Origin of the sequence: Streptomyces sp. NBC_01214, assembly GCF_026340975.1 — a bacterium.
In the GTDB taxonomy this organism is placed as follows: Bacteria; Actinomycetota; Actinomycetes; order Streptomycetales; family Streptomycetaceae; genus Streptomyces.
Map to the genome: position 1 here is coordinate 991,304 of NZ_JAPEOS010000003.1, position 25,180 is coordinate 1,016,483.

Genomic DNA, 25,180 nt, shown 5'->3' on the forward strand with positions numbered 1-25,180 from the left:
CGATCAGGAGCATACGCATCCAGTTCTATGTTCGAACGTAAGTATCAAGCCACGATCAACATATGAGGATGCGTCAGTGACGTGCCGCGGCCCCGGACGGATCTTGACGGGCGACGTCGGCTGGGGAAGGCTTCCGAGCGACGTTCGATCAAGGCGACACCAGGGACGGAGTGGTGATGACGGGCCCGGTGCTCGCTGTCGATCAAGGCACCTCGGGGACCAAGGCGCTGGTCGTCTGTCCGGTCCGCGGGGTCATCGGATCCGGATCCGCCGTCGTACGGCCCCGCTACCTGCCGGGCGGCCGGGTCGAGGTCACCCCCGGCGAACTGCTGGACTCGGTCGTCGACGCAGGACGCGCCGCGCTGGCGGCGGCGGGCGAGCCCGTGGTCGCGGTGGGCCTCGCCAACCAGGGCGAGACCGTTCTCGCCTGGGACCCGGCCACCGGCGAACCGCTGACCGAGGCGATCGTCTGGCAGGACCGGCGCGCCGAGGGGCTCTGCACCGAACTGGCCCCCCACGCAGCCTCTTTGCTGGAGACGACCGGCCTGCCGCTCGACCCGTACTTCGCCGCCCCCAAGATGGCCTGGATACGCCGCCACCTGACCCGGCGCGGCGTCGTGACGACCAGCGACGTGTGGCTCGTGCACCGCCTCACCGGGGCGTTCGTCACCGACGCGGCGACCGCCGGCCGCACCCAGCTGCTGGACCTCGACACCACCCGCTGGTCGGACGCGGCACTCGAGACCTTCGGCCTCGCGGGGGAGCGGCTCGCGGAGGTCGTCGACGCGGACACCCACGTCGGCACCACCACCGCGTTCGGTCCCGCGCTGCCGCTGACGGGACTGCTCGTGGACCAGCAGGCCGCGCTGCTCGCCCAGAGCGTCACCGAACCCGGCACCGCCAAGTGCACCTACGGCACCGGCGCGTTCCTCCTGGCGCAGACCGGCCCGCGTCCCCTGCGCAGCACCTCCGGACTGGTCGGCTGCGTGGCCTGGCGGCTCGCCGGCCGGACCAGCTACTGCCTGGACGGGCAGGTGTACACGGCCGCCTCCGCCGTGCGCTGGCTCACCGACCTCGGGGTGATCTCCGGCGCCGCCGACATCGACACCGTGGGCGGGCGCGTCCCGGACGCCGGCGGCGTCACCTTCGTCCCCGCGCTCGCCGGGCTCGCCGCCCCGTGGTGGCGGGGCGACCTGCGGGGCTCGGTCACCGGTCTGGGCCTCGACACCACCGCCGGGCACCTGGTGCGCGCCCTGTGCGACGGCGTCGCCGCCCAGGTGGCGGAGCTCGCGGACGCGGTCGCCGCCGACCTGGGCGCCCCGCTCGCCGCCCTGCGCGTCGACGGCGGGCTGACCCGGTCCGCGCTGCTCATGCAGGCCCAGGCCGACCTCCTCGGGATCCCCGTGGAGGTCTCGGCGCTGCCGGACGTCACCGCGCTCGGCGTCGGCGCCGTCGCCCGGCTCGGGCTCGACCCCTCGCTCACCGTCGCCGAGGCCGTCCCGCAGTGGAAGCCGTCCGCCGTCTACGAGCCGCGCGCCGACGCGGCGGAGGCGACGGAGCGCCGCGCACGCTTCCGCGCGGCGGTCTCGGCCCTGCTCGGCGACGCACCGGCATGACCACCGCCACCAACGCCACCACCGTCACCACCGGCGGCGCCCTGCCCGACGGGGAGTACGACGTGACGGTCGTGGGCGCCGGCGTGGTGGGCGCGGCGATCGCCCGCGAACTGGCCCGGCTCCCGCTGCGGATCGCGCTGGTCGACGCGTCCGACGACGTCGGTGACGGCACCTCGAAGGCCAACACCGCCATCCTGCACACCGGTTTCGACGCGGTGCCCGGCTCCCTGGAGTCCCGGCTCGTCCGGGAGGGCCACCGACTGCTCTCCGCGTACGCCGCCGAGAGCGGCATCCCGGTGGAGCCGCTCGGAGCGCTCCTCGTCGCCTGGGACGAGGAACAGGCGGCCGCACTGCCGGGGCTCGCGGGGAAGGCCGTACGCAACGGCTACCGCGCGGCCCGGATCATCGCGGCCGACGAGGTGCGGGCCCGTGAGCCGGAACTCGGACCCGGGGTGCTGGGAGCCCTCGACGTGCCGGGGGAATCCATCATCTGCCCCTGGACGACCACGCTCGCGTACGCCACGCAGGCCGTCCGCGCGGGCGTCGACCTCCACCTCAACTGCCGCGTCCAGAAGGTCACGTCGGGCGAAACGCACACCCTGGCCACGAGCCGGGGCCCGCTGCGTACCCGGCACCTGGTCAACGCGGCCGGTCTGTACGCCGACGAGATCGACCGGCTCCTCGGCCACGCGGACTTCGCCGTGACGCCCCGGCGCGGCCAGCTGATCGTCTTCGACGAGCTCGCCCGCGGCCTGGTCCGGCACGTCCTGCTGCCCGTACCGAGCGCCCTCGGGAAGGGGGTGCTGGTGTCGCCGACGGTGTACGGGAACGTCATGCTCGGGCCGACCGCCGAAGACCTGGACGACAAGGCGGACACCGGATCGACCGCCGAGGGGCTCGCGCTGCTGCGGGAGAAGGGCCGCCGGATCCTGCCGGCCCTCCTGGAGGAGGAGGTCACCGCCGTGTACGCCGGCCTACGGGCCGCCACCGGCGACGACGACTACGCGATCCGGGCCCACCCCGCGCAGCGGTACGTCACGGTGGGCGGGATCCGCTCGACGGGACTGACGGCCTCGATGGCGATCGCCGCCCACGTCGTGGAACTGCTCGCCGACGGCGGCCTGCCGGTGGTCGGGGCCCGGGAGCTGGAGCCGGTGCGGATGCCGAACCTGGGCGAGGCGTTCCTCCGGCCCTACCGCGACGCCGACCTGATCGCACGGGACTCGGAGTACGGCCGGATCGTCTGCCACTGCGAGCGCGTGACGCGCGGGGAGATCCGCGACGCGCTGGCCTCGGTCGTCCCGCCCGGTTCGCCGGACGGCCTGCGCCGGCGCACGCGTGCACGGGGCGGCCGCTGCCAGGGCTTCCACTGCGGGGCCGCCGTCCGCGCGCTGTTCGAGGAGGCCCGCAGATGAGCCGCGACCGCACGGTCGACGTCCTGGTCGTCGGTGCCGGTCCCGCCGGGCTGGCCCTGGCCGCCCGCCTCGCGGCCGCGGGCGCGGGCCGCGTCGAGGTCCTGGAGCGCGAGCAGGACGCGGGCGGAGTGCCGCGCCACTGCCACCACGGCGGATTCGGGGGGCCCGTACGTCCCTGGCTCACCGGGCCGGCGTACGCGCGCCGCGCCGTGCGGGTGGCGACGGCGGCCGGGGCGACGGTCCGCACCGGTGTCAGCGCCACCGGCTGGGCCGGCCCGCTGACCTTGGAGACCACGAGCCCGGCGGGCCTGGAGCGGATCACGGCCCGGGCCGTGATCCTCGCCACGGGCGCCCGCGAGCGCCCGCGCAGCGCCCGGCTGGTACCGGGCTCCCGGCCGGCGGGCGTGCTGACCACCGGGGAGCTTCAGCAGTCGGTCCACCTGTACGGCCAGGACATCGGCCGCAGGGCCGTCGTGGTGGGCGCCGAGCCGGTGGCCCGCCACGCCGTACGCACCCTGCGCCGGGCGGGAGCGGAGGTGGTGGCCGTGGTCACGGAGCGCTCCCGCGGCACCGCCGTGCCGGGAGTCCCGCTGCTCACGGCCACGACGGTGGTCGAACTGCGCGGCCGGGGCCGCCTGTCGGGCGTGGCCGTTCGCCACGAGGACGGCCGCTGCGGGGTCCTCGCGTGCGACACGGTGGTCTTCACCGGTGACTGGATCCCCGACCACGAGCTGGCGCGCCGCGGTGGCGTGGCCCTGGACCCCAGCACCCGCGGTCCTTGCACGGACGCGTCCTTCCGTACGTCGGTGCCGGGGGTCTTCGCGGTCGGCAACGCCCTCCACGGCGTCGAACGCGCAGCCACCGCGGCCGCGGAGGGCGCCGCGGCCGCGGCCCCGGTCCTGGCCCGCCTGTCGGGTGCGCCGTGGCCGGATCCGGGCCCACCGCTGGTCGTCCGGGCCCCGCTGTTGTGGGTGACACCGAACCGGCTCACGGACATCGGGGGGCGGCCGTTGCTGCTGCGGTCCGCGGAGCCGCGGATGGCCCCGGTGCTGACGGCGGCCCAGGACGGCCGGCTGCTGTGGCGGCGGCGGTTCCCGGTCCGGGTGACGCCGTCGCGATCGCTGACGCTGCCGCCGGGGTGGACGGACCGGGTCGACCGGTCGGGCGGTCCGGTCGTGTTGGCCCTCGACTGACGGTCACCCTCCCCGGGCCCGGAGGGCGGCGGCGGGCGCGCCGTTGACTACGTTCCGTAAACATTTCGGATACTTTGTGTCACGACCCTCATCGCTCACGACGTCACCTACGGGGTTGCGCCCCGTCAGGAGGTACCGACGTGCCGTTCTCCGTCCCCGGACTGGCCGACGATCTGACCCCCGATCTCCTGGACCGCTGGAACAAGGAGATCGACCGCCAGTTCAGGCGCCTGGAGCCTGATCTGGGGAGCCAGTACTTCACCCTGGAACCCGACGATCCGGCCGCCGACCGGGTGGCCGTCACCTGGTTCGGCAATCCGGCCGAGCCGGAGTTCTGCCTCGACGCCGCCACGGCCCGCACGTTGTCCGACTGGGGCGTGCGCGGCCGACGCGCCCTGCACAACGAGTACTGCGAGTACGCGGTCATCAGCGCGACCGACACCGAGGGACGGGTCCGCCCCAAGCGGGTGCAGGTCACCACCGAGCTCCCCGAGTACTACCTGATGCTCGCCGAGCACGCCCCGACCCGCCTGCGGGAAATCCTCGCCGAGACGCTCGGCACCGAACCCCGCTGGCAGGAACTCTACGGACCGGCCGTCGCGGACCCGAAGCTGCTCGCCCCGACCCAGCGCCGCGTGGCCTTCGCCCGCCACCTGACCGGCCACGGACAGCACCCCGACCTGATCGACGCCGACGTCCCGGCCGAACCGGCGGGCTCGCTCAACGCGGTCAACGCCCTGTTCATGGCCCACCCCATCAACGGGCTGGACGACCTGATCTACATCGTGATGTTCGGCGCGAAGCCCTACGCCCGCCGGAATTCCGCGGGCGGCTTCGAACCCGCCGGACGGGACCAGATCTTCCGCCAGCAGCCCGGGCTCGAAGCCCTGTCCTGTCGCCATGCCGACCCGGCCGCTGCACTGGCCGCGGCGGACGCCGCCTTCCAGGGCCGGACCGTGTCCTTCGCCGATCCACTGGGCATGTACATCCAGCAGTTCACCTCCGAGGTCTTCCTCTTCGAGGGCGGCCCCGTCCCGGACCCGTGGATCCGGCTCTCCCGCGGCCAGCAGGGGCTGGCCCAGCGGCTGGAGTTCGGCCCGTCGGACGACGACCCGCACTTCCTCGACGAGATCACCGTGGTGGAGGGCGACGCGGAGGAACCCCTGACCGGTGGCTACCAAGTCGTACGCCAGGTGCAGGTCGGCCCGGTGGTCGCGCTCGGCGCACCGGCGCCCGTACCGCCCGGTGACTTCGTGGTCCTCGCCGACTCACCCGGGCCCATCCGCTGCCGGGACGCGCGCGTGTGCACCGACACGGTGGGGCCGCTGAAGGACGCCTTCGACGCCGAGGCCCTGCGACCCGGACCCCTGGGCAGCCGCCCCCGGGGCGGGAGATGAGCGTCCTCCAGGACGGGATCTACCACGGGCCCGGCCGGCGCCCGCCCGGCCATCTCGCGCTCGTCTTCCTGCGGGCCGACCCGGAGGCCGACGCCGCGGCCGTCGACGGCGCGCTGCGCGAGGTGACCACGATGCTGCGCGGCCTCGCCGACGGCATCGTGCCGGAACTGCCGGGCCACCCGGTGCCGAGCGCCGGCCTGGAGTTCTTGCTCGGCTTCGGCCCGAAGGCCTTCGACATCACCGGCGCGAAACTTCCCTGCCCGGCCGCGCTCGGCCCGCGGCTGCGGTTCCGCTCGCCCCGCCCCACCGGAGGCGGGCCGCTGCTGGTCGGCGGGGGCCTGTCCTACGCGGCGGACGTCACCCGCAACGACGCGACGGAGGAGTTCTGCCTGCAGCTCACCGCGGAGACCCAACTCGCGGTCTCGCGCGCCGTGGTGGAGCTGTGGAAGCTGCTGCGCAGCGCGCGCACCGGCGACTCGCGCACGGCCGCGCTGGAGATCGCGGGCATCCACACCGGATTCCAGCGCGACGACCGGCGCAGCTGGATCGGTTTCCACGACGGCGTGTCCAACCTGGACAGCGCCGACCGGGAACGGGTCATCAGCATCGGAGCGGCCGACGCGGGCCCGGACCCGTGGACGATCGGCGGAACCTGCCTGGTCTTCGCCCGCCTCGCCGTCGACCTCGACCAGTGGCACCTCCTGCCGCGCGTGCAGCAGGAGTTCCTCGTCGGCCGGGACAAGCTCACCGGAGCCCCCCTCACCGGCCGTGACGGCGAAGGGCTGCCCGTACCGGCCGCGGGCTGTCCGGTGGCGGGGACCACCGAGGTGACGCAACCGGGCAACGAGGACTTCCTGGAGCCACGGCCCACCGCCGATCCGGTGCTGCTCGCCAGCCATGTGCGGCGGTCCAATCTGACCGGCACCGCCGACCCCGACCAGAGCGGCTCGCTGCGGGTGTTCCGGCAGGGGTACGAGTTCTTCGAACCGGTCGCGGCCGCCCCCGGCTTCCGGGCCGGGCTGAACTTCGTCGGCTTCCAGGACAGCCCCGAACGGGTGCTGCGCATCCTCACCCAGCGCGGCTGGCTGGGTGGCGTCAACTTCGGAGGGCAGCCCGGTCCGGACGGACCGGCCGGGCGGCTGCTGACGGTGCGGGCGGCAGGCACGTATCTGGTTCCGCCCGTTCGGGACGGGGCCCCCTACCCGGGGGCCGAGGTGTTCGGCTGAACCACCGCCCCCCGCCCGGGCGTTCCGCTTCGCCCCCACCGGCCGGTTCGGCGTGCCCTCGGTAGCAACCACCCCTTCCACCAGGAAGGTTCGCTTCCGGGGTGGTGCGCTGGATCCATGACCAGAGGTCATATCGCGCCAGGGGAAGACGTTTTGTAGATCTGTACGAAGAGTAGGTTTCAGCCAGCAGACGTTTTCATGTCTTCCGTCCCTGCCTGACTGCGCTCGATTGCATGTGTACTCCTTCACACACGATGCAACGAAGCGGGGGAGGGGGAGCCTTGAGCGAGACGTTGTCCGGCCGGCTGCTCGCCACGGCCAGGCTCGATCCAGGCGTCACCGTCACCGCGGAACCCGCCGTCCGCACTGCGCCGGGGGCGGGCCTGACCCGCAGCCCGGTCGCACCGGAGCACATCGCCGGCGTCCAGCCGTAGCGAGCTCCCGCGGGTACCGCAGACCGTGCCGATCCCCGGACGCCGGCCTCGAAGCGGCACCCGCGAGACCCACCTGTCGTCCCTGGTGCGCCTCCCACACGGGCAGGACACCAGGGACATCCCCCACCGTCTCCCAAGGAGTGACCGTGACCGCGCACACCCAAGAAGCGAACGTCCAGGACCTCGAGCGCACCTGGCTGGACGAGGCGATCAGACTCGCCACGAACAGCGTGGCGAACGGTGGCGGACCGTTCGGCGCCCTGGTCGCCAAGGGCGGCGAGATCGTCGCGCTCGGGAACAACCGGGTCACCTCCACCCTGGACCCGACCGCCCACGCCGAGGTGAGCGCGATGCGTGCCGCCTGCAAGGAGCTCGACACGTTCTCGCTCGAAGGCTGCGTGTTGGTGACCTCGTGCGAACCGTGTCCCATGTGTCTTTCCTCGGCGCTGTGGGCGCGGGTCGACCGGATCGTCTACTCCGCCGACCGGCACGACGCCGCGGTGGCCGGCTTCGACGACCGCAAGTTCTACGACCTGTTCGAAAAGCAGCCCGCGTCGAAGTGGCCGCTGGCGATAGAGCAGCTGGACCTGCCCAACCGTACGGCGCCGTTCGACGCGTGGGTGGCCAAGACCGACCGCATCGACTACTGAGGCAGCGGTCCGCCTCGGACCGACATCGAGTGGACCGGACCGACCGGACCACTGTGGACGCCGGAACCTTCCGGCACCGCAACACCAGGTGAACGTCCACGGACAGCAGGGAACGCCCCGCGAGCCGGGCGCCGGATCGACACGTCATCCGCCGCCCGGTCCACGGCGGGCCGGCGATCCCGGGGTTGCGGCCGTCGAGATCCGGGGTGACGGTGCAAGATGAGGCCGACTGACCTGTCGTCATGACCGAGGTGGGTTCTCATGCCCCGCAGCACCGCCGATGACGCCGGGCGGCGACACGATCGACGCCCGCGGCGCATCGGTACCTGGCCGGCCGTGGGGGTCACGGTGGCCGTCCTCGGCGTCGCCAACCTCGCCCTGCACCGCTGGACCGGTGCATGGGGCCTGGTGACGGCCGTCGTGGTCAGCGGCCTGCTGCTCGGTGTGCTCCGCTGGGCCGGCGGTACCCTCGCGGACGCGGGGCTGGCCCGGGGCACGCTGGCCCGCGGTGCCCGTTGGGCGCTGGTCCTGATCGGCCTGGTCGGCGTCGTCTACCTGGCCGGGGCCCTGCTGCCGGCCACCAGGGGGCTGTTCGAAGACCGGCGGTACGACGCGATGGGCGGCGCAGAGGTGCTGCTCCGCGTGTTCGTGCTGGTCCCCGTCGGCACGGTCCTGGTGGAGGAGATCGCCTTCCGCGGCGTGCTCTACGGCCTCGTGTACCGCGTCCGCGGGGCGGTCTGGGCGACCGCCGTGTCGAGCCTGCTGTTCGGGCTGTGGCACGTGCTGCCGTCGCTGCACCTGGCGACCGCGAAACCGGCCGTGGGCTCGGTCGTCGGCCAGTCGGCGTTCGGAGCGGTGCTGGGCGCCGTGCTGTTCACGGCGGCGGCCGGCGTCCTGTTCTGCGAACTGCGCCGCCGCAGCGGCAGCCTGCTGGCTCCCATGGGCCTGCACTGGGCGGTCAACGCGTTCGGCTACCTCGTCGGATACCTGCTGCGCTGACCGGCGGTGGGGTGGGCTCAGTGCTGCGGCGAGACGATGCCCTTCAGCTGGTCCAGGTCCTGCGCGGTGAAACCCTCGGGCCGCACGATGTCGTTCCAGGCGTCGACGTACGCGGCCTTGTACGTGTGGCCGTGGCCGTCCGGTACGCCGGTCGAGAACGGCAGGTCGGCGGTGACCTGCCAGAAGGTCACGAACGGGATCCAGACCATGGCTTCGAGCACGTCCGAGCCGGGCCGCTCCCCGATCCAGTCGGGCTCGGTCAGCGCCAGGTTCGGGCTCCACCAGACGATCGGATCGGACGGGTGCATCAGGTAGACCACCCGCGGGCCGTCCCACGGCCGGTCCGCCGGAGGCGTCCCGGTGGCCGGGTCGTCGGTGAACCGGACGGTCCGTCCCTCCCGGTAGACGGGCTCGATCTCGGGGCTGCCCGCGTCGCGCTGGTCACTGAACTCGCGGAACAGCGTGTTGAAGTTGGGCGGGCCGGCGAACACGGTGCCGGCGGTGCGGTTGCGCAGGTCGGCCTCCCCGCTGAAGGCCGTCTCACCGCCGAACGACCCCAGGCTCTCACCCGCCACGAACAGGCGCGGACGCTGGTCCTGGGGCAGCTTGGACCACTTGTCGTAGACCGCGTCGAAGAGCTCGCGGCCGGCCGCCCGTGCCTTGGACTGGTCCACCAGGTACGACATCCACGACGGCAGGTACGAGTACTGGATCGCCACGGTGGCCGCGTCGCCGTTGCCCAGGTACTCGAACGAGTCCACAGCGGCGGGATCGACCCAGCCGCTGCCCGTGGTGGTCATCACGAGCAGGTTCTCGCGCGTGAAGCCGCCCGCCCGTTCGAGGTCCGCGACCGCCTTGGCCGCCCGGGTCTCCGTGTCGTCGGAGGTCTCCAGCCCGGCATAGGCGCGGATGGGCTCCTGCGCCGTACGGTGGGTGAACGCGCCGATCTCCTGGGCCGATGGTCCTCCGTCGGCGAACGCCCGGCCCTCCCTGCCCAGCGAGTCCCACGGCACCAGCGAGCCGGGTCCGCCGGAGCGCAGCGCCGTCGTGGGCTGGTGGACGCCTTCCGGCGTCTCCGTGTCACGCAGCGAGAAGGCTTCGTTGGACGCGTTCACGAAGCCGTTCAGCAGCAGCCCGGAGAACGCGGCCCACGCCAGGCCCGCCACCACGAGCCAGCCGACCACCCGCGCCGCGCGCCTGCCGATCCAGCGGTCCAGCAGGTCGGCGGCCCGGTGGTACAGGGCCCGGAGCCCCCGACCGGTCAGGAGCAGGAGCAGGAAGACGAGGGCCGCGACGAACGGGCACGCGACGGTGAAGAGGACGTTGTAGTCGGTGACCCCCATGAGCAGACGGATCTCGTGCTGCCAGTACTGGCCGAGCCCGAACGAGACGCCGAAGAGCACGATCGCGCTGACGATCAGGACGAGCCACGACCGGCGCGACGGGTTGCGCGCGTCCCGGTCGGCGAAGGCGCGCCACACGGAGGCCGCGACCACGCCCAACCCGTAGCCGATGGCCGCGCTGATGCCGCAGACCAGGCCCTGGAGCACGCCTCCGCGGGGGAGCAACGACGGGGTGAAGGACAGGCACGCCAGCAGGAGCGCGCCCCAGCAGCCCGGCAGCGTCAGGCGGGGCCACCGGCGGTGTTCGGGTACCGGCTCGTCCTGCGCGGGAGGTTCCGGCGGTTCCTGGCTCATGGCGTCCTCCACGGCCATGGTGCCCTCGCCGCGTCGGTCGTGCCATCCGGGGCGCGGGCCGTCATGTGCGGCCGGCGGGCGGGGGACCGGCCGTCCCGTCGGGGCCCGGTGCGGACCACTCGGCTCCGGTGCCCAGGCGGAAGGCGGCGACCGCTGCCTCCACGGTGGGGAAGAAGTGCCGGGGGTCGATGGTCCGGGTGAGTTCGTACCGCTCGATCTTCCGTCGCACCGGGTCCTTGAGCTCGGCGAACACCAGGTGCACACCGTCCGCGTTGAGCGCTTCGTCGAGTTCCTCCAGGACGTCCGCGGCGGTGGTGTCCACGTCCGTCATCGGCTCCGCCGCGACCACGATCCAGCTCGGCCGCGGGTCCGCGCCGGCCAGCCGCCTGACCTCGTCCCGGAAGGTCTTGGCGTTGGCGAAGAAGAGCGGGGCGTCGAACCGGTAGATCACCAGGCCCGGCAGTTGCTCGGCCCCGGGGTAGGAACGGACGTCGTGGTAGCCCTCCAGGCCCCGCACCCGCCCCAGCACGGTGTCGTACGGCCACCAGGCCCGCCGGAAGACGTTGAGTACGGACAGGCCCACGGCGATGGCGATGCCGGGCAGCACGCCGAGCAGGGCCACGCCGGCGAAGGCCGCGAAGCAGAGCAGGAACTCCGCCCGCCGCTGCCGCCACAGCCGTACGGCCCCCGGTACGTCGGCCAGGGACAGCGACGCGGTGATGACCACGGCCGCGAGGGCCGGTTGGGGGAGGTTGCGGAACAGACCCGGAGCCAGCACGAGCATGAGGACGATGAGCGCCGCCCCGACGACCCCGGTGAGCTGGCTCCGGGCCCCCGCGCGCTCCGCGACCGCCGTCCGGGACCCGCTGGTGCTGACCGGGAAGCCCTGGAAGAGGGCGGCCGCCAGGTTGGCCGCACCGACGCCCGCCATCTCCTGGTTGCCGCGGACCTCCTGGCCGGTGCGGGCCGCGAACGCGGACGCGTTGGAGATCGTGTCGGCCAGCGACACCAGGGCGATGCCCAGCGCACCGCCGAGCAGCGGCGCGAGGTCGGAGGGCCGCACATCGGGGAGCGTGAACGGCGGGAAGCCGTCGGGCAGGACCCCGACCAGGCCGACGCCGTGCTCGGCCAGGTCGAAGACGGTGGCCGCGGCGATCGCCAGGACCACCATCACGAGCACCGCGGGAACCTTCGGCAGGAAGCGTTGCAGGACCAGGATCAGCGCGATTCCGCCGAGGCCCACCGCGGCGGCCGCCGGTACCGTCGCCCCGTCGGCGATCATCCGCGCCAGGCCGGCACACTCGCCGATCAGGTTGTCCGCCTCGACCTTGAAGCCGAGCAGTTTGGGGAGCTGGCCGATGAAAATGGTCAGGGCCAGACCGTTCATGTAGCCGATCATCGTCGGTTTGGAGATCAGGTCGGCGATGAAGCCGAGCTTCGCCACCGAGGCCAGGATCATGATCGCTGCCACCATGACCGCGAGCATCGACGCGAGTGTGACGGCCCGGTCGGGATCCCCGTCGGCCGCCACCAGCGGCAGCACGGTGGCGGCGATCATCGGACCCAGCGAGGAGTCCGGGCCCAACACCAGGATCCGGGACGGCCCGAACACCGCGTACCCGAGCAGGCAGAGGATCGTCGTGTACAGGCCGGTGATGGCCGGCAGACCCGCCAGCTCGGCGTAGGCCATGCCCTGCGGCACCAGCAGCGTGGTCAGGACGACTCCCGCGACCAGGTCCTTGGGCAGCCACGCGCGCCGGTAGGACTTCGCCGCGCGGATCCCGGGAACCGCCCGGAAGAGGGAGAGCACCCGGTGGCCGTCGTGCCGGCTGGTCACGGACGGGCCTTCCTCACGCGGCCCTCGACGCGGCCCTCGACGCGGTCGACCGGCGGGCCACCAGCTTGCCCAGCTCCCAAACGACCAGGAGTACGACGGCGGCCAGCAGCGCCCAGCCGAACTGCCGCGCGTCGATGTCGGTCGTCCCGAGGACCCGCTGGAAGCCGTCCATCTGGGTCACCAGCACGGAGAGCACGAACTGGGCCAGGGCGACCCAGTTCATCTGCTTGCTGTCGAAGGTGGAGGTCGTCAGCACGGAATCCGTCTCGCTGCGGCATTCGAACGCCGCCACGATCAGGCAGAGGGCGAACGCCGTGAACGCGATCGACCGGCCGATCTCGATGTCGCCGAAGTGGCTCTCGCCGAGCGTGATCAGGCCGAGCAGGAGGATGGTGATCGCCAGCCCGCCGAGCCAGACCGTCACCAGCACGGGACGGGTGAGCACCGATTCTCCGCGCGGACGCGGCCGGCGCCGCATGAGTCCGGCGCTCTCGCGGTCGAAGCCGAGCGCGAAGCCGAAGGAGGCGTTGACGACGAAGTGGATCCACAGCACCTGCGGCGGGGTGAACGGCTCACCGGCGGCGATGTTGAAGACGGTGGCCCCGAGGAACGTCAGCACGAACGTGACCAGCAGCAGCAGTACGAACCGGATGTACTTGGTGAGGTTGTCGTAGATCGTCCGGCCCTGCTCGACGGCGTAGACGATGGTGGCGAAGTTGTCGTCGGAGAGGATCATGCGTCCGGCGTTCTTGGCCACGTCCGTGCCGCTGCCCATGGCGATACCGATGTCGGCGGCCTTGATGGCGGGCGCGTCGTTGACGCCGTCCCCGGTCATCGCCACGACCTCGCCCTTCTTCTTCAGCGTGTTCGCGAGCAGCACCTTGTGTTCCGGGGCGACCCGCCCCACCACACCGATCCCCTCGATGCGGGCGAGCTGCTCCTCCTCGCTCATGGCGGCGAATTCGGAACCGAGCACGGCCTCGCCGGGGATCCCGATCTGCCGGGCGATCGCCGCCCCGGTGGTGACGTCGTCACCGGTCACCAGGCGGACCCGGATGTGCGCGGCCTGCGCGTCGGCCACCGCGGCCTTGGCCTCCTCACGGGGCGGATCGACCATGCCGACGAGACTGGTCATCCGCAGCTCGGTGACGTACGCGAGCAGGTCGCCCTCGGGATCGAAGCCGTCCGGGTCCAGATCGCGCATGGCCGCGGCCATCACCCGCCGCCCCTCACCGCCCATCCGCTCGCTCTGCTCCTCGGCGCGGCGGAGCAGATCGGCGTCCCACGGAACGCTCTCGCCCGCCGCGAGCGCGGTGGTGGCCCGCGCCATCACCGCAGGGGCCGCTCCTTTGACGAAACAGCGCACGACCTGCCGCCCGGAGGCGTCGACCGCCGAGTGGAAGGTGGCCATCAGCTTGTACTCGGGGTCGAACGGCAGGGTGGCGAGCCGGGGGAGGGCGTCCCGGGTGGCGTCGGTGTCCAGGCCGGCCTTGTGCGCGAGCACCAGCAGTGCACCCTCGGTCGGATCGCCCACCACCGCACCGCCCACCAGCTTGGCGTCGCTGGCCACCACGTACGGCAGGATCGCGTCCTCGATCCCCGCGGCCGACCCGGCGGCGTGGTGGACCTTCCCTTCGAGTCCGTACCCCGTGCCCGACACGGTGTACCGGTCGGTGGGGCTCAGCACTTCGACGGCGGTCATCTGGTTCATCGTCAGGGTGCCGGTCTTGTCCGAGTTGATCGCCGAGGTGAACGCCAGCGTCTCCACCGACGGCAGTTCCTTGACGATGGCGCTGCGCTTCGCCAGGTTCAGGCTCCCGACGGACAGGATCGCCTGGGTCACGGTCGGCAGGGCCTCGGGGATGGCCGCGATGGCCAGCGAGACCGCGCTGACGAACAGGACGTCCCAGGCCTGGTCCCGCTGGCGCCCCAGGGCGAACATCACGATCATGGTGAGGCCAGCCGCGCCGGTGATCCACAGGGTCAGCCGGTCGAGTTCCTTGGTGAGCGGCGGCACTTCCTTCTCGGTGGCCGACAGCATTCCGGAGATCTTGCCGAGCTCGGTGTCCGCGCCGGTCGCGGTGACGATCATGACGCCGCTGCCGTGGGTGACCGGGGTGTTCATGAACGCCGTGTTGGTCTGGTCGCCGGGCGACAGCCCACTGCCCCGCAGCGGGCCGGTCTCCTTCGCGGCGGGCACGCTCTCACCGGTCAGCGCCGACTCGTCGATCTGTAGGGCGCTGGCCTCGATGAGCCGTCCGTCCGCCGGCACCTGGTCCCCGGCGGAGATGAGCACGACATCACCGTCGACCAGCTGTTCGGCGGGGATCTCGGCCTCCCTGCCGTCCCTGCGCACCCGGGCCGTCGCCTTCATCATCGACTTCAGCGCGTTCATGGCGCTCTCGGCCTTGCCCTCCTGGCGCAGGCCCACGACCGCGTTCAGCAGCGTCAGGACGATCAGCAGGATCGCGGTGGTCCACTCCTGGATGACCAGCGAGACGATCGCCGCGGCCACCAGGACGATCTGCATGTAACTGCGGTACTGGGCGAGGAAGCGCCGCCAGGCCGGGGTCCGCTGCTCCTCGGGCAGGGCGTTCGGGCCGTGTACGGCCAGGAGTTCCGCGGCCCGCGCCGCGGACAGGCCGGCCGCGGGATCGACACCGAACGCCGCCACGACCTCCTCGGGGGAGCGCGCGTACCAGCGGTCCCCGGCAGCCCGGGGCTGTTCCGCCAAGGAATCCGACCGCACCGTCATGGTTGTGCCTCCGATCCGGGGCCGCGGACGCATCCGGGCCGGTCGCGCGCCGTTCGAGGGCCGCTAGCCACGCTTCTTCTTCGGCTTGCCGTGCCGGGCGGCGTACGGATCGGCCGCGGCGCCGGTCGGAGCATCCCGCTCCAGGCTCCGCTTCGTGACGAGGAGGTCCTTGCGGGCCTCCTCACCCACGTCGGGGTACTGCGGATCGATGTCCATCAGGGTGTGCGCGAGGACCGCCGCCGCGCAGATCCGCGCGAACCACTTCCGGTCCGCCGGCACGACGTACCACGGCGCCCACGTGGTGCTGGTGGCCGACAGCATCTCGGAGAACGCGTGCTGGTAGTCGTCCCACCGGCGCCGCTCCCGGACGTCGGCGGCGGAGAACTTCCAGTTCTTCTCCGGCAGGTCGATCCGCTTCAGGAAGCGGGCGCGCTGCTCCTCCTTGGACAGGTTCAGGAAGATCTTCACCACTTTGAACCCGTTGTCCGTGAGGTAGCGCTCCCAGCGGTTGATCTCCCGGTAGCGCCGGTCCCAGATGTCCGGCCCGAGCACGTGCTCGGGCAGTTTCTGCCGGAGGAGGACCTCGGGGTGGACGCGCACGACGAGGACCTCCTCGTAGTGCGAGCGGTTGAAGATGGCGATCTCGCCCCGTTCGGGCAGCCGCCGGGCGTAGCGCCACAGGTAGTCGTGGTCGAGCTCCTCGGAGGAGGGCACCTTGAAGCTGCTGACCCGTACGCCCTGGGGGTTGACGCCGCTCATCACGTGGCGGATCGTCCCGTCCTTGCCCCCGGCGTCGAGCGCTTGGAGGGCGAGCACCACGCCGTAGGTGTCCTGGGCGGCCAGCCGCTCCTGGTACTCGGCGAGCAGCGACACCCCGGTCCGCAGCAGTTCGGCCCCGTCCCGCTTCTTCATGCCGGCCTTGTAGCGGGGATCGAAGTCCCGTTCCAGCCGCACCTTCGACCCCGGCCGCACCCGTAGCGGCTCGATGAAGTCCGCGATGCGTTCGGCCCTCTCGTCGGACATCAGCGCTCGCCCCCTTCCCGGCCCACGGCGGTCACCGCGCGTCCCCCACCACGTCCGGGGCACTCCCGACGGCGGCGGCGAGCGACTTGCGGGACCGGCGTTCGGCCAGGATCGGGACGTACTTCCTGACCCTGGCCTGCCGGAACGAGTCGTACGCGGCCCTGACCGTCGCTTCGACGGTGCCCGCGTCGACCTCGGGGTAGGCCGCCTTCAGCCGGGCCACGGTGGTCCGGAGGGACGCGAGTTCCTCCGGGGTGGGCGACCACTGTTCCGTTGTCCGCGCCCCGGGATCTTCCATGGCGGGGGAGGCCTCGGTCCGTTCCGCGCCCTGGAGTGTTGCAGGTGCCATGTCCCACGACCTTCGGACCGTCGATCCGCGCAAGCATTGGGTGAGCGTGTCTTCATCGCGATTCTCTGCCAAACCGGACAAGATCGCCTTCCAGCGGCTACGCCGGGGGCGGTTTCGCCGGCAGGAGCACCGCGGCGGCGAGTCCCACCAGTCCGATCACGGCCAAGGTGATCAGCGCCGCGGCGTAGGCGCCGCTGGTCAGGCCGGCGACGAGGATGGTGCCGGCGACCGCCGTGCCGAGCGAGGAACCGAGGTTCGACACGCTGCGGGAGAGACCGGAGATCTCGCCCTGCTGCTCTTCGGGAAAGCTCGACTGGACGACGTTGACCGAGGGGGTCAGCATCACGCCGAGTCCCAGTCCGATCAGCAGGAGGCCGCGGGCGAGGGCCCAGGGGGCGGGCGAGCCGCCGGCCATCGCCGTCAGGACGACGATCCCGGCGACGGTGACGACGAAGCCCGTCATGATCAGGGTCCTCTGGGGTCGCCGCTTCGCCAGGCGTTCGGCGGCGAGCGACGACGCGAGCAGGCCGACGGTGGCGGCCGTGAAGATGACTCCGGTCTGGATCGCGTCGTACCCGCGTACGACCTGGAGGTAGGTCGCGATGGTGAACGAGGAGCCCATCAGCAGCAGCCATTGCACGTTCTGCGTGACGAGGCCCAGGTTGGAGGTCCGGTTGCGGAACAGGGCGGTGGACAGCAGGGGCTCCTTTCCCGCGCGCTCCTTCGCCCGTATGGACAGGTAGAACCAGAGGAGGACGAGGGCGCCGGCGGCGAGCAGGCCGATCATGAGCCAGACGTTGTTGTCCGCCGCGAGGATGCCCATGACGACGAGGACGAGACCGAAGGCCGACAGGACCGCTCCGGTGGTGTCGAAGGGGCGCGTCGGGTCGGGCGGCAGCGGGTCTTCGAGGTTCCGGCTCAGCACGATGATCACGACGATGACCAAGGCCTGGAACACGAAGGCGGCACGCCAGCTGAGCCATGAGGTGATGAGCCCGCCGATCAGCGGCCCGGCGGCGGCGCCGATGCCTCCCAGCGCCATGATGACGCCGAACGCGCGGGCCCGTGAGGTGAGGTTCGTGAAGATGAGCGTCGTCAGGATGTAGACGGGCGGGATGAGCAGGGCCGTCCCGACGCCCTCCAGGATCGAGTTCCCGAGGATGAGTACGCCCAGGCCCGGGGCGGCGGCGCTCATCAGCGCGCCGATGCCGTAGACGACGAGGCCGACCCGCAGGCAGCGCTTGCGGCCGTAGCGGTCGGTGAGTTTGCCGCCGGGGATCATCAGCGCGGCCATGACCAGGAGGAAGATCGTGATGGCGATCTGCACTCCCTGGACGGTGGTGTCGAGGTCCTCGCTGATGTCGTTGATCATCACGTTCATGTTGGACCCGGCGAAGCTGCAGATGAACTGCGCGAGCGCCAGTGGCGCGAGGATCCGCCGCTGTGCTGCGGACGGTCGTTGCGGGGTTCGTGTCGCGGCCATCGGTATCACCTCGGCATGCCGGCCCGCGGGCCGTCACGCCTCACCCGGGAAGTTGCCCAGTTGCTCGCCGGAGGGACCGATCTCCTCCGCGAACAGCCCGACGTGGTTGGCGTACGTCAGCATCTTGTCGAAGGCGTACCGTGCTTGGTGCAGCCGGCCGGAACGGGCCAGGGCCTCCACGTAGAGGAAGCTGCACAGGTTGAACGTGCCCTCGGAGCCGCGCAGTCCGTCGGGGGACGCCGCCGGGTCGTACCGGTAGACCAGGCTGTCGCTCACCAACTCGCGGTCCATGGCGTCCAGCGTGCTGAGCCAGGCCGGGTCGGTCGGCGAGAGGAAGCCGACCCGCGGCATGAGCAGCAGCGAGGCGTCGAGCACCACCGTGTCGTAGTGCTGTACGAAGGCTTGGCGCTGCTCGCTCCAGCCCCGCTCGACGATCTGCCGGAAGACGGTGTCGCGGACCTCCGTCCAGCGCGCGATGTCGGCGGGACGGGAGTGCGCGGCGGCCAACCGGATGCCGCGGTCGAACGCCACCCAGGTCATCAGGCGGCTGTACGTGAAGTCCTTCTGACCCCCACGGGTCTCCCAGATCCCCTCGTCGGGCCGGTCCCAGTGGTCGGCGAGCCAGTCCAGTACGTCGCTGAACGCCTTCCAGCCGCGGATGTCCCCCATGTCGTGGCCCCGCGCCATGGCATCGGCGGCCTCGCCGTAGATGTCGAGCTGCACCTGATCGGCAGCGGCGTTGCCGGCGCGGACGGGTGACGAGCCCGCGTACCCCTCCAGGTGGTCGAGGACCTCCTCCGTGAGGTGGGGATCGCCGTCGATCCGGTACATGATCTGCAACGGGGCTCCCGAGGGTGTCCGGCCCGCCTCGATCCGGCCGCGCAACCAGTGACGGAAGGCGTCGGCCTCCTCGTCGAAGCCCAGGTCGGTCAGGGCGCGGACGGACAGCGAGGCGTCGCGGATCCAGGTGTAGCGGTAGTCCCAGTTGCGCTCGCCGCCGATCTGCTCGGGGAGTCCCATGGTGGCGGCGGCGATCGGGGCGCCGGTCGGGGCGTAGGTGAGCAGTTTGAGCGTGATCGCCGATCGGTTGACCATGTCGTACCAGCGGCCCCGGTACGTGGAGGAGCGCAGCCACGACAGCCAGAACGCGCGGCAGGCTTCCAGTTCGGCGGTGACGCCGTCCACGGACGGCGAGGCGGGGGCGGGTTCGCCGCTCGCGACGCTCGTCAGCACCACCGCTGCCACCTCGCCGGCGGCGAGGGTGAAGTCGGCCGTGAGGTCATCGCCGTCGGCGTGCAGCACGGCGGGCGCGGTGACCTGCACGTGGAGGTCCGTTCCGGGGCCGCGCAGGACCGCAGCGTGGTCGTCGGTCCGGTCCAGGGCGTGCGGGGCGCGCCCGTAGTCGAAGCGCGGCCGGCAGCTGAAGGTGAACGGCAGGCTGCCCCGGACCACGCGGGCGACCCGGACCAGCCGGTGCCGGGTGGTGGGCGCGGTGCCCTCGACGGGAACCATGAAGTCGGCCACCTCGCCCACGCCGCCGGGGGCGAGGTACCGGTTGACCAGGACGGCCGTGCCCGAGAGGTACAACTGCCGGATCGTCGCTCCGCTCTCGCCCCGGAGGTCCGCGGAGAACCGGCAGTCGCCGCCGCGTTCACGGTCCAGGATCGAGGCGAAGACGCTGGGGGAGTCGAAGCGCGGGGTGCACCACCAGTCGATCGTGCCGTCGGCCGCCACCAGGGCCGCCGTCTGCAGATCGCCCACCATGCCGTGGTCGGCGATGGGCGGGTAGCCGGTCATGTGCCCTCCTCGGCCTGACGGTGCGGTGCCTCCCGAGCCGGTCCCCCGCTCCAGCGTGCCCCGCGCCCGGGTCCGGCGCATGCCGGAGCCGGGCGCGGGGCGGCAAGGGGCGGCCGCGTTCCGCCGGGACGGGGCTCAGCGCGCGGCGAGCCGCTCCATTGGGGCGGCGCCGCGCGCCGGCATCCCGCCGGCCCGTTCCCGACGAACCGAGTCGATCACTCTGCCTTGTCGGTGGCGTCGCACTCCGCACCGAAGCTGCGGGCGAGCTCCGTGCACAAGGTGGCTTCGACCTTGCCCAAGAGACGGGCCAGTTCGGTGCGTTCGGAGGTGTCCAGGCCGTCCAGGGTCTGGCGTTCCAGTTCGCCCCATGCCCTGCGGACCTCGACCAGGAGTCCGCAACTGGCCTCCGTCGCCTCGACCAGGGAGGCCCGCCGGTCCGCGGGGTCCGGGCGGCGCCGCACGTGGCCGGAGAGCTCCAGGCGCTGGAGCATCTTGGTCACCGTCGAGGGGTCGAGGCCGACCGCCTTGATCAGCTCGGACTGGCGCACGGCCCCGCTGTCCCAGAGGTGCATCATCAGGAACTCTTGCCCCGGGTGCAGCCCCAGGTCCCGCAGGACCCGGCCCGCCGCGATCCGGTGGAGCCGCGAGACCCGGCTGATCGCATGGCTCACCGGCCCGTCCAGCACCGCACTCGGCACCGCTGCGCAGTGCGTGGCGGAGCGCGGCTCCTGTACGGATTCCGCGGTCATGGACGTGCTCCTCCTGGTCGGTCCGGTAGGTCTCCGGAGGGATCCTACCGGCCGCCCCCATTTTACCTTGGCCGGCCAAGCAATGGGGTACGCTGCATCTCGCAGCCAATCATTGGCCGACCAACTATTCTTGTGAGGCAGATATGACCAGCGCATTCGAACCGGTACACGTAGCCGGCGCCACCCTTGCGAACCGGATCGCCCTCGCCCCGATGACCCGCAGCCGCGCAGGTCAGGGCGGCATCGCGACCGACCTCGTGGCCGAGTACTACACCCAGCGCGCATCCGCCGGTCTGATCATCACCGAAGGGATCCAGCCCTCCGTCGTCGGACAGGGCTACCCCTTCACCCCCGGCCTGCACGATGCCGAGCAGGTCGCGGCCTGGCGCGAGGTCACCGCCTCCGTGCACGCGGCGGGCGGCCGGATCTTCGCCCAGCTGATGCACTCCGGCCGCATCGGCCACCCGACGCTGCTGCCCGACGGTCTCGTCCCGGTGGCCCCGTCGGCGGTGGCCGCCCGGGGACAGCTCTTCACCGGCGACGGCATGAAGGACTTCGTCACCCCGCACGAGCTGACCGGTGCGGAGGTGCGGCAGACCATCGCCGACTACGCGCAGGCCGCCCGCAACGCGGTCGATGCGGGCTTCGACGGAGTGGAGCTGCACGGGGCCAACGGATACCTGATCCACCAGTTCCTCGCCCCCGGCTCGAACCTGCGCACCGACGAGTGGGGCGGGCCGGTGGAGAACCGGATCCGCTTCGCCGTGGAGGCGGTCAAGGCGGTGGCCGCCGCGATCGGCCCCGAGCGCACAGCACTGCGCGTCTCGCCCGGCAACACGTACAACGACATCTCCGAGCCCGACCCGCAGCCCGCTTACGAGGCCCTGGTCAAGGAGCTCGACGGACTCGGCCTGGCCTACCTCCACGTCCTGGAGCACGCCCCCGAGGCGCGGGAGGCCACCCTCGCCCTGCGCAAGCAGTTCTCCGGACCGCTCGTGCTGAACCCGGCGACCGAGGGCCCCACCGACCACCGCGCCCTCTCGCTGATCGAGGACGGCGTCGCCGACCTCCTCGCCTTCGGAGCCCTCTTCCTGGCCAACCCGGACCTGCCGGACCGCCTGCGCACCGAAGGCCCGTACAACACCCCTGACCCCGCCACCTTCTTCGGGGGCGACGCACGGGGCTACACGGACTACCCGACCCGCTAGGCCCCGACCTGCCCTGCCCTGCCCCGACCTGCCCGGCCGGGTGCGGGCCGGTCCGGGGGGCTCCGGCAGTATGACCCCGTGACTTCCCCATTCCGATGCCGTGACGGCGCCGCAGCCCCCGACCTCCGACGGACCCGACTGGCGGCGGCCGGGGCCGCGGTGCTGACCGTGGGTGCGGGGTTGGGGCTGCGGGCCGTCGCGACGGGGAGCACGGCGAAGTACGGGGGAGACGCCCTCTACACCGTCCTGCTGCTGACCCTCGTCGTGCTGATCGCGCCCCGGCTGACGCCCCTGCGGGCGGCGGGGACGGCGCTGGCCGCCAGTTGGGCCGTCGAGTTCCTCCAGCTGACCGCCGTACCCGCGGAGCTCTCCCGGCACAGCACCGTGGCCCGCCTGGTCCTCGGTTCCACCTTCAACGCACCCGACCTGTTCTGGTACGTGGTCGGCGCGGCGGTGGGCTGGCTCCTCCACCGCGCGCTCGCCCCGTCCGAACCGGCCGGTCGGAGGCCGCTCTGATGGCGTCGAACACGATCTACCGCAGCGCGGCGGGCCGGGAACTCATCCGGCGCTGGTGCGGCGAACGACTCGACGGGTGGGACGTGCCGCACGAGCGGACCGTGGTGGATGCGGGCGGAGCGCGGACCCACGTCGTGTCCGCCGGTACCGGCGGCACCGCGGTCGTGTTCGTCCCGGGGACCAACTTCAATGCGGCCGCCTCGCTGCCCCTGGCCACCGCCCTCGTCGCCGCCGGCCACCGGGTGTCGCTGCCGGACGTACCAGGACAGCCCGGACTCAGCTCCGGTGACCGCAACCTCAGCGGGGGCCGGTTGACCTGGTACGGCGCATGGCTGGACGAGGTGATCGACAAGACCTCGCCCGGCCCCGTGGTGGTGCTGGGTCACTCCTTCGGCGCCGCCATCGCCCTGTCGAGCGCGTCCAGGCACATCGAACGCCTCGTCCTCGTCTCTCCCGGCGGCCTCACCCGGCTGCGCCTGCCCCCCGGCCTGCTGGCCGCCTCCGCCGCATGGTTCCTGCGGCCCGCTCCCAGGAGCAGCGCCAGGCTCCTGCGGGCCATGCTCGCCCCCGACCACGAGCCCGGCGAGCGGCTGGTGGAGTGGATGACGCTGGTGGCCCGGCACGCCCGCTCCAGCGGGGCGCCCGGCACGGCGGAGCTGCCGGCGAGGCCGGTGCCGCGCACGGTCTTCACCGGGGAGCACGACGTGTTCCTCCCGCCGGAGCGGCTCGGCCCGGCAGTGACCCGCACGCTGGGCGTCGCACTGCGGGTACTGCCGGGGGCCGGACACCTCGTGGTGGAGGAGGCCCCCGACCGGCTGGCGGCCCTGGTCGACGGCGGGACGTGGTGAGCCCGGCTCCGGCCGGGCAGGCCGTCAGCGGTGCGCTCCCGGCGGTGTCGGCGGCCTCGTAGGGCGCAGCGGAGCTCTTGATGCCGTCCTGACGCGCAGCGCGGGCCGGGCGCTCAACCGCGGTGAGCCAGGCCGGACGTGTCCAGGGCCGCGCCGGCCCCCGGCCTAGAGGGATCCCGCCCACCTCCAGCTTGCCCGTGCCGCTCGGCCCGGTACCGGAACTCCGCCGCCCTTTGACGCACTCCATTCAGCGGGACCGGTGAGCGCGGTTCAGCCGGGCGGCCTGGCGCGTCAGGTGATCGCGCTCGGCGAGGTCGGGCGCCTTCCGGGCCGCCTCGGCGTACAGCCGCGCCGCCACCACCACGTCGCCGTCGCGCTCGTGGAGGTACGCCGCCACCGCGCTGTAGCGGGGCAGCGCGTCGTCCAGCGCCGCGAGCGCCGCCAGTCCGGCGCGCGGCCCGTCGGCCTCACCGACGGCCACCGCGCGGTTGAGCCGCACGACCGGGCTGTCGGTCAGGAGCAGGAGCTCGTCGTACCACTCCACGATCTGCACCCAGTCGGTCTGCTCGGCGGCGGGCGCGTCGGCGTGGAGCGCCGCGATGGCCGCCTGGGCCTGGAACTCGCCCAGTCGGTCGCGGGCGAGGGCCCCCTGCAGGATCCGCACGCCCTCGGCGATCGCCCCGGTGTCCCACCGGCCGCGGTCCTGCTCGGCGAGCGGCACCAGACCGCCGTCGGGCGCGGTCCGGGAGGCGCGCCGGGCGTGGTGGATCAGCATGAGCGCGAGCAGCCCGGCGACCTCGGGGTGGTCGACCCGGGCCGCGAGCTGCCGGGTGAGCCGGATGGCCTCGGCAGCGAGGTCGACGTCGCCGGAGTAGCCCTCGTTGAAGACCAGGTAGAGGACGCGCAGCACGGTGGCGACGTCGCCGGGACGCTCGAACCGTGCGCCGGAGACGGTGCGCTTGGCCCTGCTGATGCGCTGCGCCATGGTCGCCTCGGGCACCAGGTAGGCCCGGGCGATCTGGCGGGTGGTGAGCCCGCCGACGGCGCGCAGCGTGAGCGCCACCGCGGACGACGGCGTCAGCGACGGGTGGGCGCACAGGAAGTACAACTGGAGCGTGTCGTCCACCGCGGGCGCCGGCCCGGGCGGCGGCTCCTCGTCCACGAGGTCCTCGCGCCGGCGGCGTGCGGTGTCCGCCCGGGTCGCGTCGAGGAACCGCCGCCAGGCCACGGTGACCAGCCAGCCCTTCGGGTCCCGCGGAGGGTCGGCGGGCCAGGTCCGGACCGCCTCGACCAGCGCTTCCTGGACGGCGTCCTCGGCCGCCGCGAAGTCGGCTCCGCGGCGGACGAGGATCCCGAGCACGCTCGGGGTGAGGCTCCTGAGCAGGGCCTCGTCCATCGGTGGGGTCATTCCGTGATGGTGGGATGCGCGCCCAGGAACGGACGCAGTTCGAGCCACTCGTGGATCGGCTTCCCGCCCGCCCCGGGAGCGGCCGACAGCTCTCCGGCCAGCTCGAGGGCGCGCTCGTAACTGTCGACGTCGATCACCATCCAGCCGGCGATCAGGTCCTTGGTCTCCGCGAACGGGCCGTCGGTGACCGGGGGGCGGCCCTCCCCGTCGTACCGGACGAAGGTCCCCTCGGGGGCGAGCGCCTGACCGTCGACGAACTCGCCGGTCCCTTCGAGCCGGGCCGCGAAGTCGTTCATGTACTGGATGTGCGCCGAGATCTCCTCGGGCGTCCACCGGTCCATGGGCACGTCGTTGACCGCCGCCGGAGCGCCGCGGTAGTGCTTGAGCAGGAGGTACTTGGCCATGGTGGTTCTCCTCGGTGCTGGTGCGACCCATTGTGGTCGCGTTCACCCCTGGGACGGAGCCGGCCACGTCTTCTCGACATCCCGTCCGACGTTCTTTTGACACGTGTGGACGAGCCCGTGCGGGCGCCGGTACGGACCCGCACGAACGTGAAGGCGATCCCCCGCATAGGACGCGG

General features: G+C 72.5%; 21 protein-coding genes. 11 read left to right on the forward strand and 10 right to left on the reverse strand.

Annotated features, from left to right (window positions below):
- Positions 1-176 precede the first annotated feature (176 nt).
- The 8 genes from OG594_RS40800 (at position 177) to OG594_RS40835 (ending at position 8,930) form a co-directional block, all read left to right on the forward strand.
- A complete protein-coding gene (locus OG594_RS40800; protein ID WP_266607429.1) occupies positions 177-1,616 on the forward strand; it encodes an FGGY family carbohydrate kinase in 1,440 nt (479 codons plus the stop codon).
- The gene (locus OG594_RS40805) at positions 1,613-3,031 is read left to right on the forward strand and encodes an FAD-dependent oxidoreductase (protein ID WP_266607430.1); all 1,419 of its coding nucleotides are present in this window, start codon (positions 1,613-1,615) and stop codon (positions 3,029-3,031) included. The genes OG594_RS40800 and OG594_RS40805 overlap by 4 nt, the downstream gene beginning before the upstream one ends.
- Complete coding sequence (locus OG594_RS40810) at positions 3,028-4,224, forward strand: NAD(P)/FAD-dependent oxidoreductase (protein WP_266607431.1); 1,197 nt, start codon at positions 3,028-3,030, stop codon at positions 4,222-4,224. The genes OG594_RS40805 and OG594_RS40810 overlap by 4 nt, the downstream gene beginning before the upstream one ends.
- Positions 4,225-4,364: 140 nt before the next feature.
- Positions 4,365-5,621 (forward strand): hypothetical protein, encoded by a 1,257-nt coding sequence (locus OG594_RS40815; protein WP_266607432.1) that lies wholly within the window; start codon positions 4,365-4,367, stop codon positions 5,619-5,621.
- Positions 5,618-6,847, forward strand: coding sequence for a Dyp-type peroxidase domain-containing protein (locus tag OG594_RS40820; protein WP_266607433.1), 1,230 nt, complete (start codon positions 5,618-5,620; stop codon positions 6,845-6,847). Before OG594_RS40815 ends, OG594_RS40820 begins: the two co-directional genes overlap by 4 nt.
- Before the next feature lie 281 nt (positions 6,848-7,128).
- Entirely contained in the window at positions 7,129-7,281 is a 153-nt protein-coding gene (locus OG594_RS40825) for a hypothetical protein (RefSeq protein WP_266607434.1), read from the forward strand.
- 140 nt (positions 7,282-7,421) lie between these two features.
- Complete coding sequence (locus OG594_RS40830) at positions 7,422-7,931, forward strand: nucleoside deaminase (protein WP_266607435.1); 510 nt, start codon at positions 7,422-7,424, stop codon at positions 7,929-7,931.
- A 261-nt stretch (positions 7,932-8,192) separates the two neighbouring features.
- Positions 8,193-8,930, forward strand: coding sequence for a CPBP family intramembrane glutamic endopeptidase (locus OG594_RS40835; protein WP_266607436.1), 738 nt, complete (start codon positions 8,193-8,195; stop codon positions 8,928-8,930).
- A gap of 17 nt (positions 8,931-8,947) precedes the next feature.
- Here OG594_RS40835 and OG594_RS40840 read toward each other — a convergent pair whose 3' ends face one another.
- From OG594_RS40840 to OG594_RS40875, 8 genes are all read right to left on the reverse strand, one after another.
- Positions 8,948-10,627, reverse strand: coding sequence for an alpha/beta hydrolase (locus OG594_RS40840; RefSeq protein WP_266607437.1), 1,680 nt, complete (start codon positions 10,625-10,627; stop codon positions 8,948-8,950).
- A gap of 61 nt (positions 10,628-10,688) precedes the next feature.
- Positions 10,689-12,464, reverse strand: coding sequence for a SulP family inorganic anion transporter (locus OG594_RS40845; RefSeq protein WP_266607438.1), 1,776 nt, complete (start codon positions 12,462-12,464; stop codon positions 10,689-10,691).
- Positions 12,465-12,477: 13 nt separating this feature from the next.
- Positions 12,478-15,219, reverse strand: coding sequence for an HAD-IC family P-type ATPase (locus tag OG594_RS40850; RefSeq protein ID WP_266607439.1), 2,742 nt, complete (start codon positions 15,217-15,219; stop codon positions 12,478-12,480).
- Between the two features lie 63 nt (positions 15,220-15,282).
- Positions 15,283-16,242, reverse strand: a complete 960-nt coding sequence (locus tag OG594_RS40855) for a polyphosphate kinase 2 family protein (RefSeq protein ID WP_266607440.1) — start codon at positions 16,240-16,242, stop codon at positions 15,283-15,285.
- A 31-nt stretch (positions 16,243-16,273) separates the two neighbouring features.
- Entirely contained in the window at positions 16,274-16,591 is a 318-nt protein-coding gene (locus tag OG594_RS40860) for a three-helix bundle dimerization domain-containing protein (RefSeq protein ID WP_266607441.1), read from the reverse strand.
- A 97-nt stretch (positions 16,592-16,688) separates the two neighbouring features.
- Positions 16,689-18,074 carry an MFS transporter gene (locus tag OG594_RS40865; protein WP_266607442.1) on the reverse strand — a complete coding sequence of 462 codons (1,386 nt, stop codon included), beginning with the start codon at positions 18,072-18,074 and terminating at the stop codon, positions 16,689-16,691.
- A gap of 33 nt (positions 18,075-18,107) precedes the next feature.
- Positions 18,108-19,871 carry a glycoside hydrolase family 15 protein gene (locus OG594_RS40870; RefSeq protein ID WP_266607443.1) on the reverse strand — a complete coding sequence of 588 codons (1,764 nt, stop codon included), beginning with the start codon at positions 19,869-19,871 and terminating at the stop codon, positions 18,108-18,110.
- 215 nt (positions 19,872-20,086) lie between these two features.
- Complete coding sequence (locus OG594_RS40875) at positions 20,087-20,620, reverse strand: MarR family winged helix-turn-helix transcriptional regulator (protein WP_266607444.1); 534 nt, start codon at positions 20,618-20,620, stop codon at positions 20,087-20,089.
- Between the two features lie 143 nt (positions 20,621-20,763).
- Here OG594_RS40875 and OG594_RS40880 point away from each other — a divergent pair, with 143 nt between their 5' ends.
- The 3 genes from OG594_RS40880 (at position 20,764) to OG594_RS40890 (ending at position 23,192) form a co-directional block, all read left to right on the forward strand.
- Positions 20,764-21,828 (forward strand): alkene reductase, encoded by a 1,065-nt coding sequence (locus OG594_RS40880; protein WP_266607445.1) that lies wholly within the window; start codon positions 20,764-20,766, stop codon positions 21,826-21,828.
- Positions 21,829-21,906: 78 nt separating this feature from the next.
- Positions 21,907-22,344, forward strand: coding sequence for a DUF2809 domain-containing protein (locus tag OG594_RS40885; RefSeq protein ID WP_266607446.1), 438 nt, complete (start codon positions 21,907-21,909; stop codon positions 22,342-22,344).
- Complete coding sequence (locus OG594_RS40890) at positions 22,344-23,192, forward strand: alpha/beta fold hydrolase (RefSeq protein WP_266607447.1); 849 nt, start codon at positions 22,344-22,346, stop codon at positions 23,190-23,192. Before OG594_RS40885 ends, OG594_RS40890 begins: the two co-directional genes overlap by 1 nt.
- A gap of 247 nt (positions 23,193-23,439) precedes the next feature.
- Here the strand turns inward: OG594_RS40890 and OG594_RS40895 are convergent, their stop codons facing one another.
- Both OG594_RS40895 and OG594_RS40900 read right to left on the reverse strand, forming a co-directional pair.
- Positions 23,440-24,588 carry an RNA polymerase sigma factor gene (locus tag OG594_RS40895; RefSeq protein ID WP_266608824.1) on the reverse strand — a complete coding sequence of 383 codons (1,149 nt, stop codon included), beginning with the start codon at positions 24,586-24,588 and terminating at the stop codon, positions 23,440-23,442.
- Positions 24,589-24,596: 8 nt separating this feature from the next.
- Complete coding sequence (locus OG594_RS40900) at positions 24,597-25,004, reverse strand: YciI family protein (RefSeq protein ID WP_266607448.1); 408 nt, start codon at positions 25,002-25,004, stop codon at positions 24,597-24,599.
- Positions 25,005-25,180: the final 176 nt, after the last annotated feature.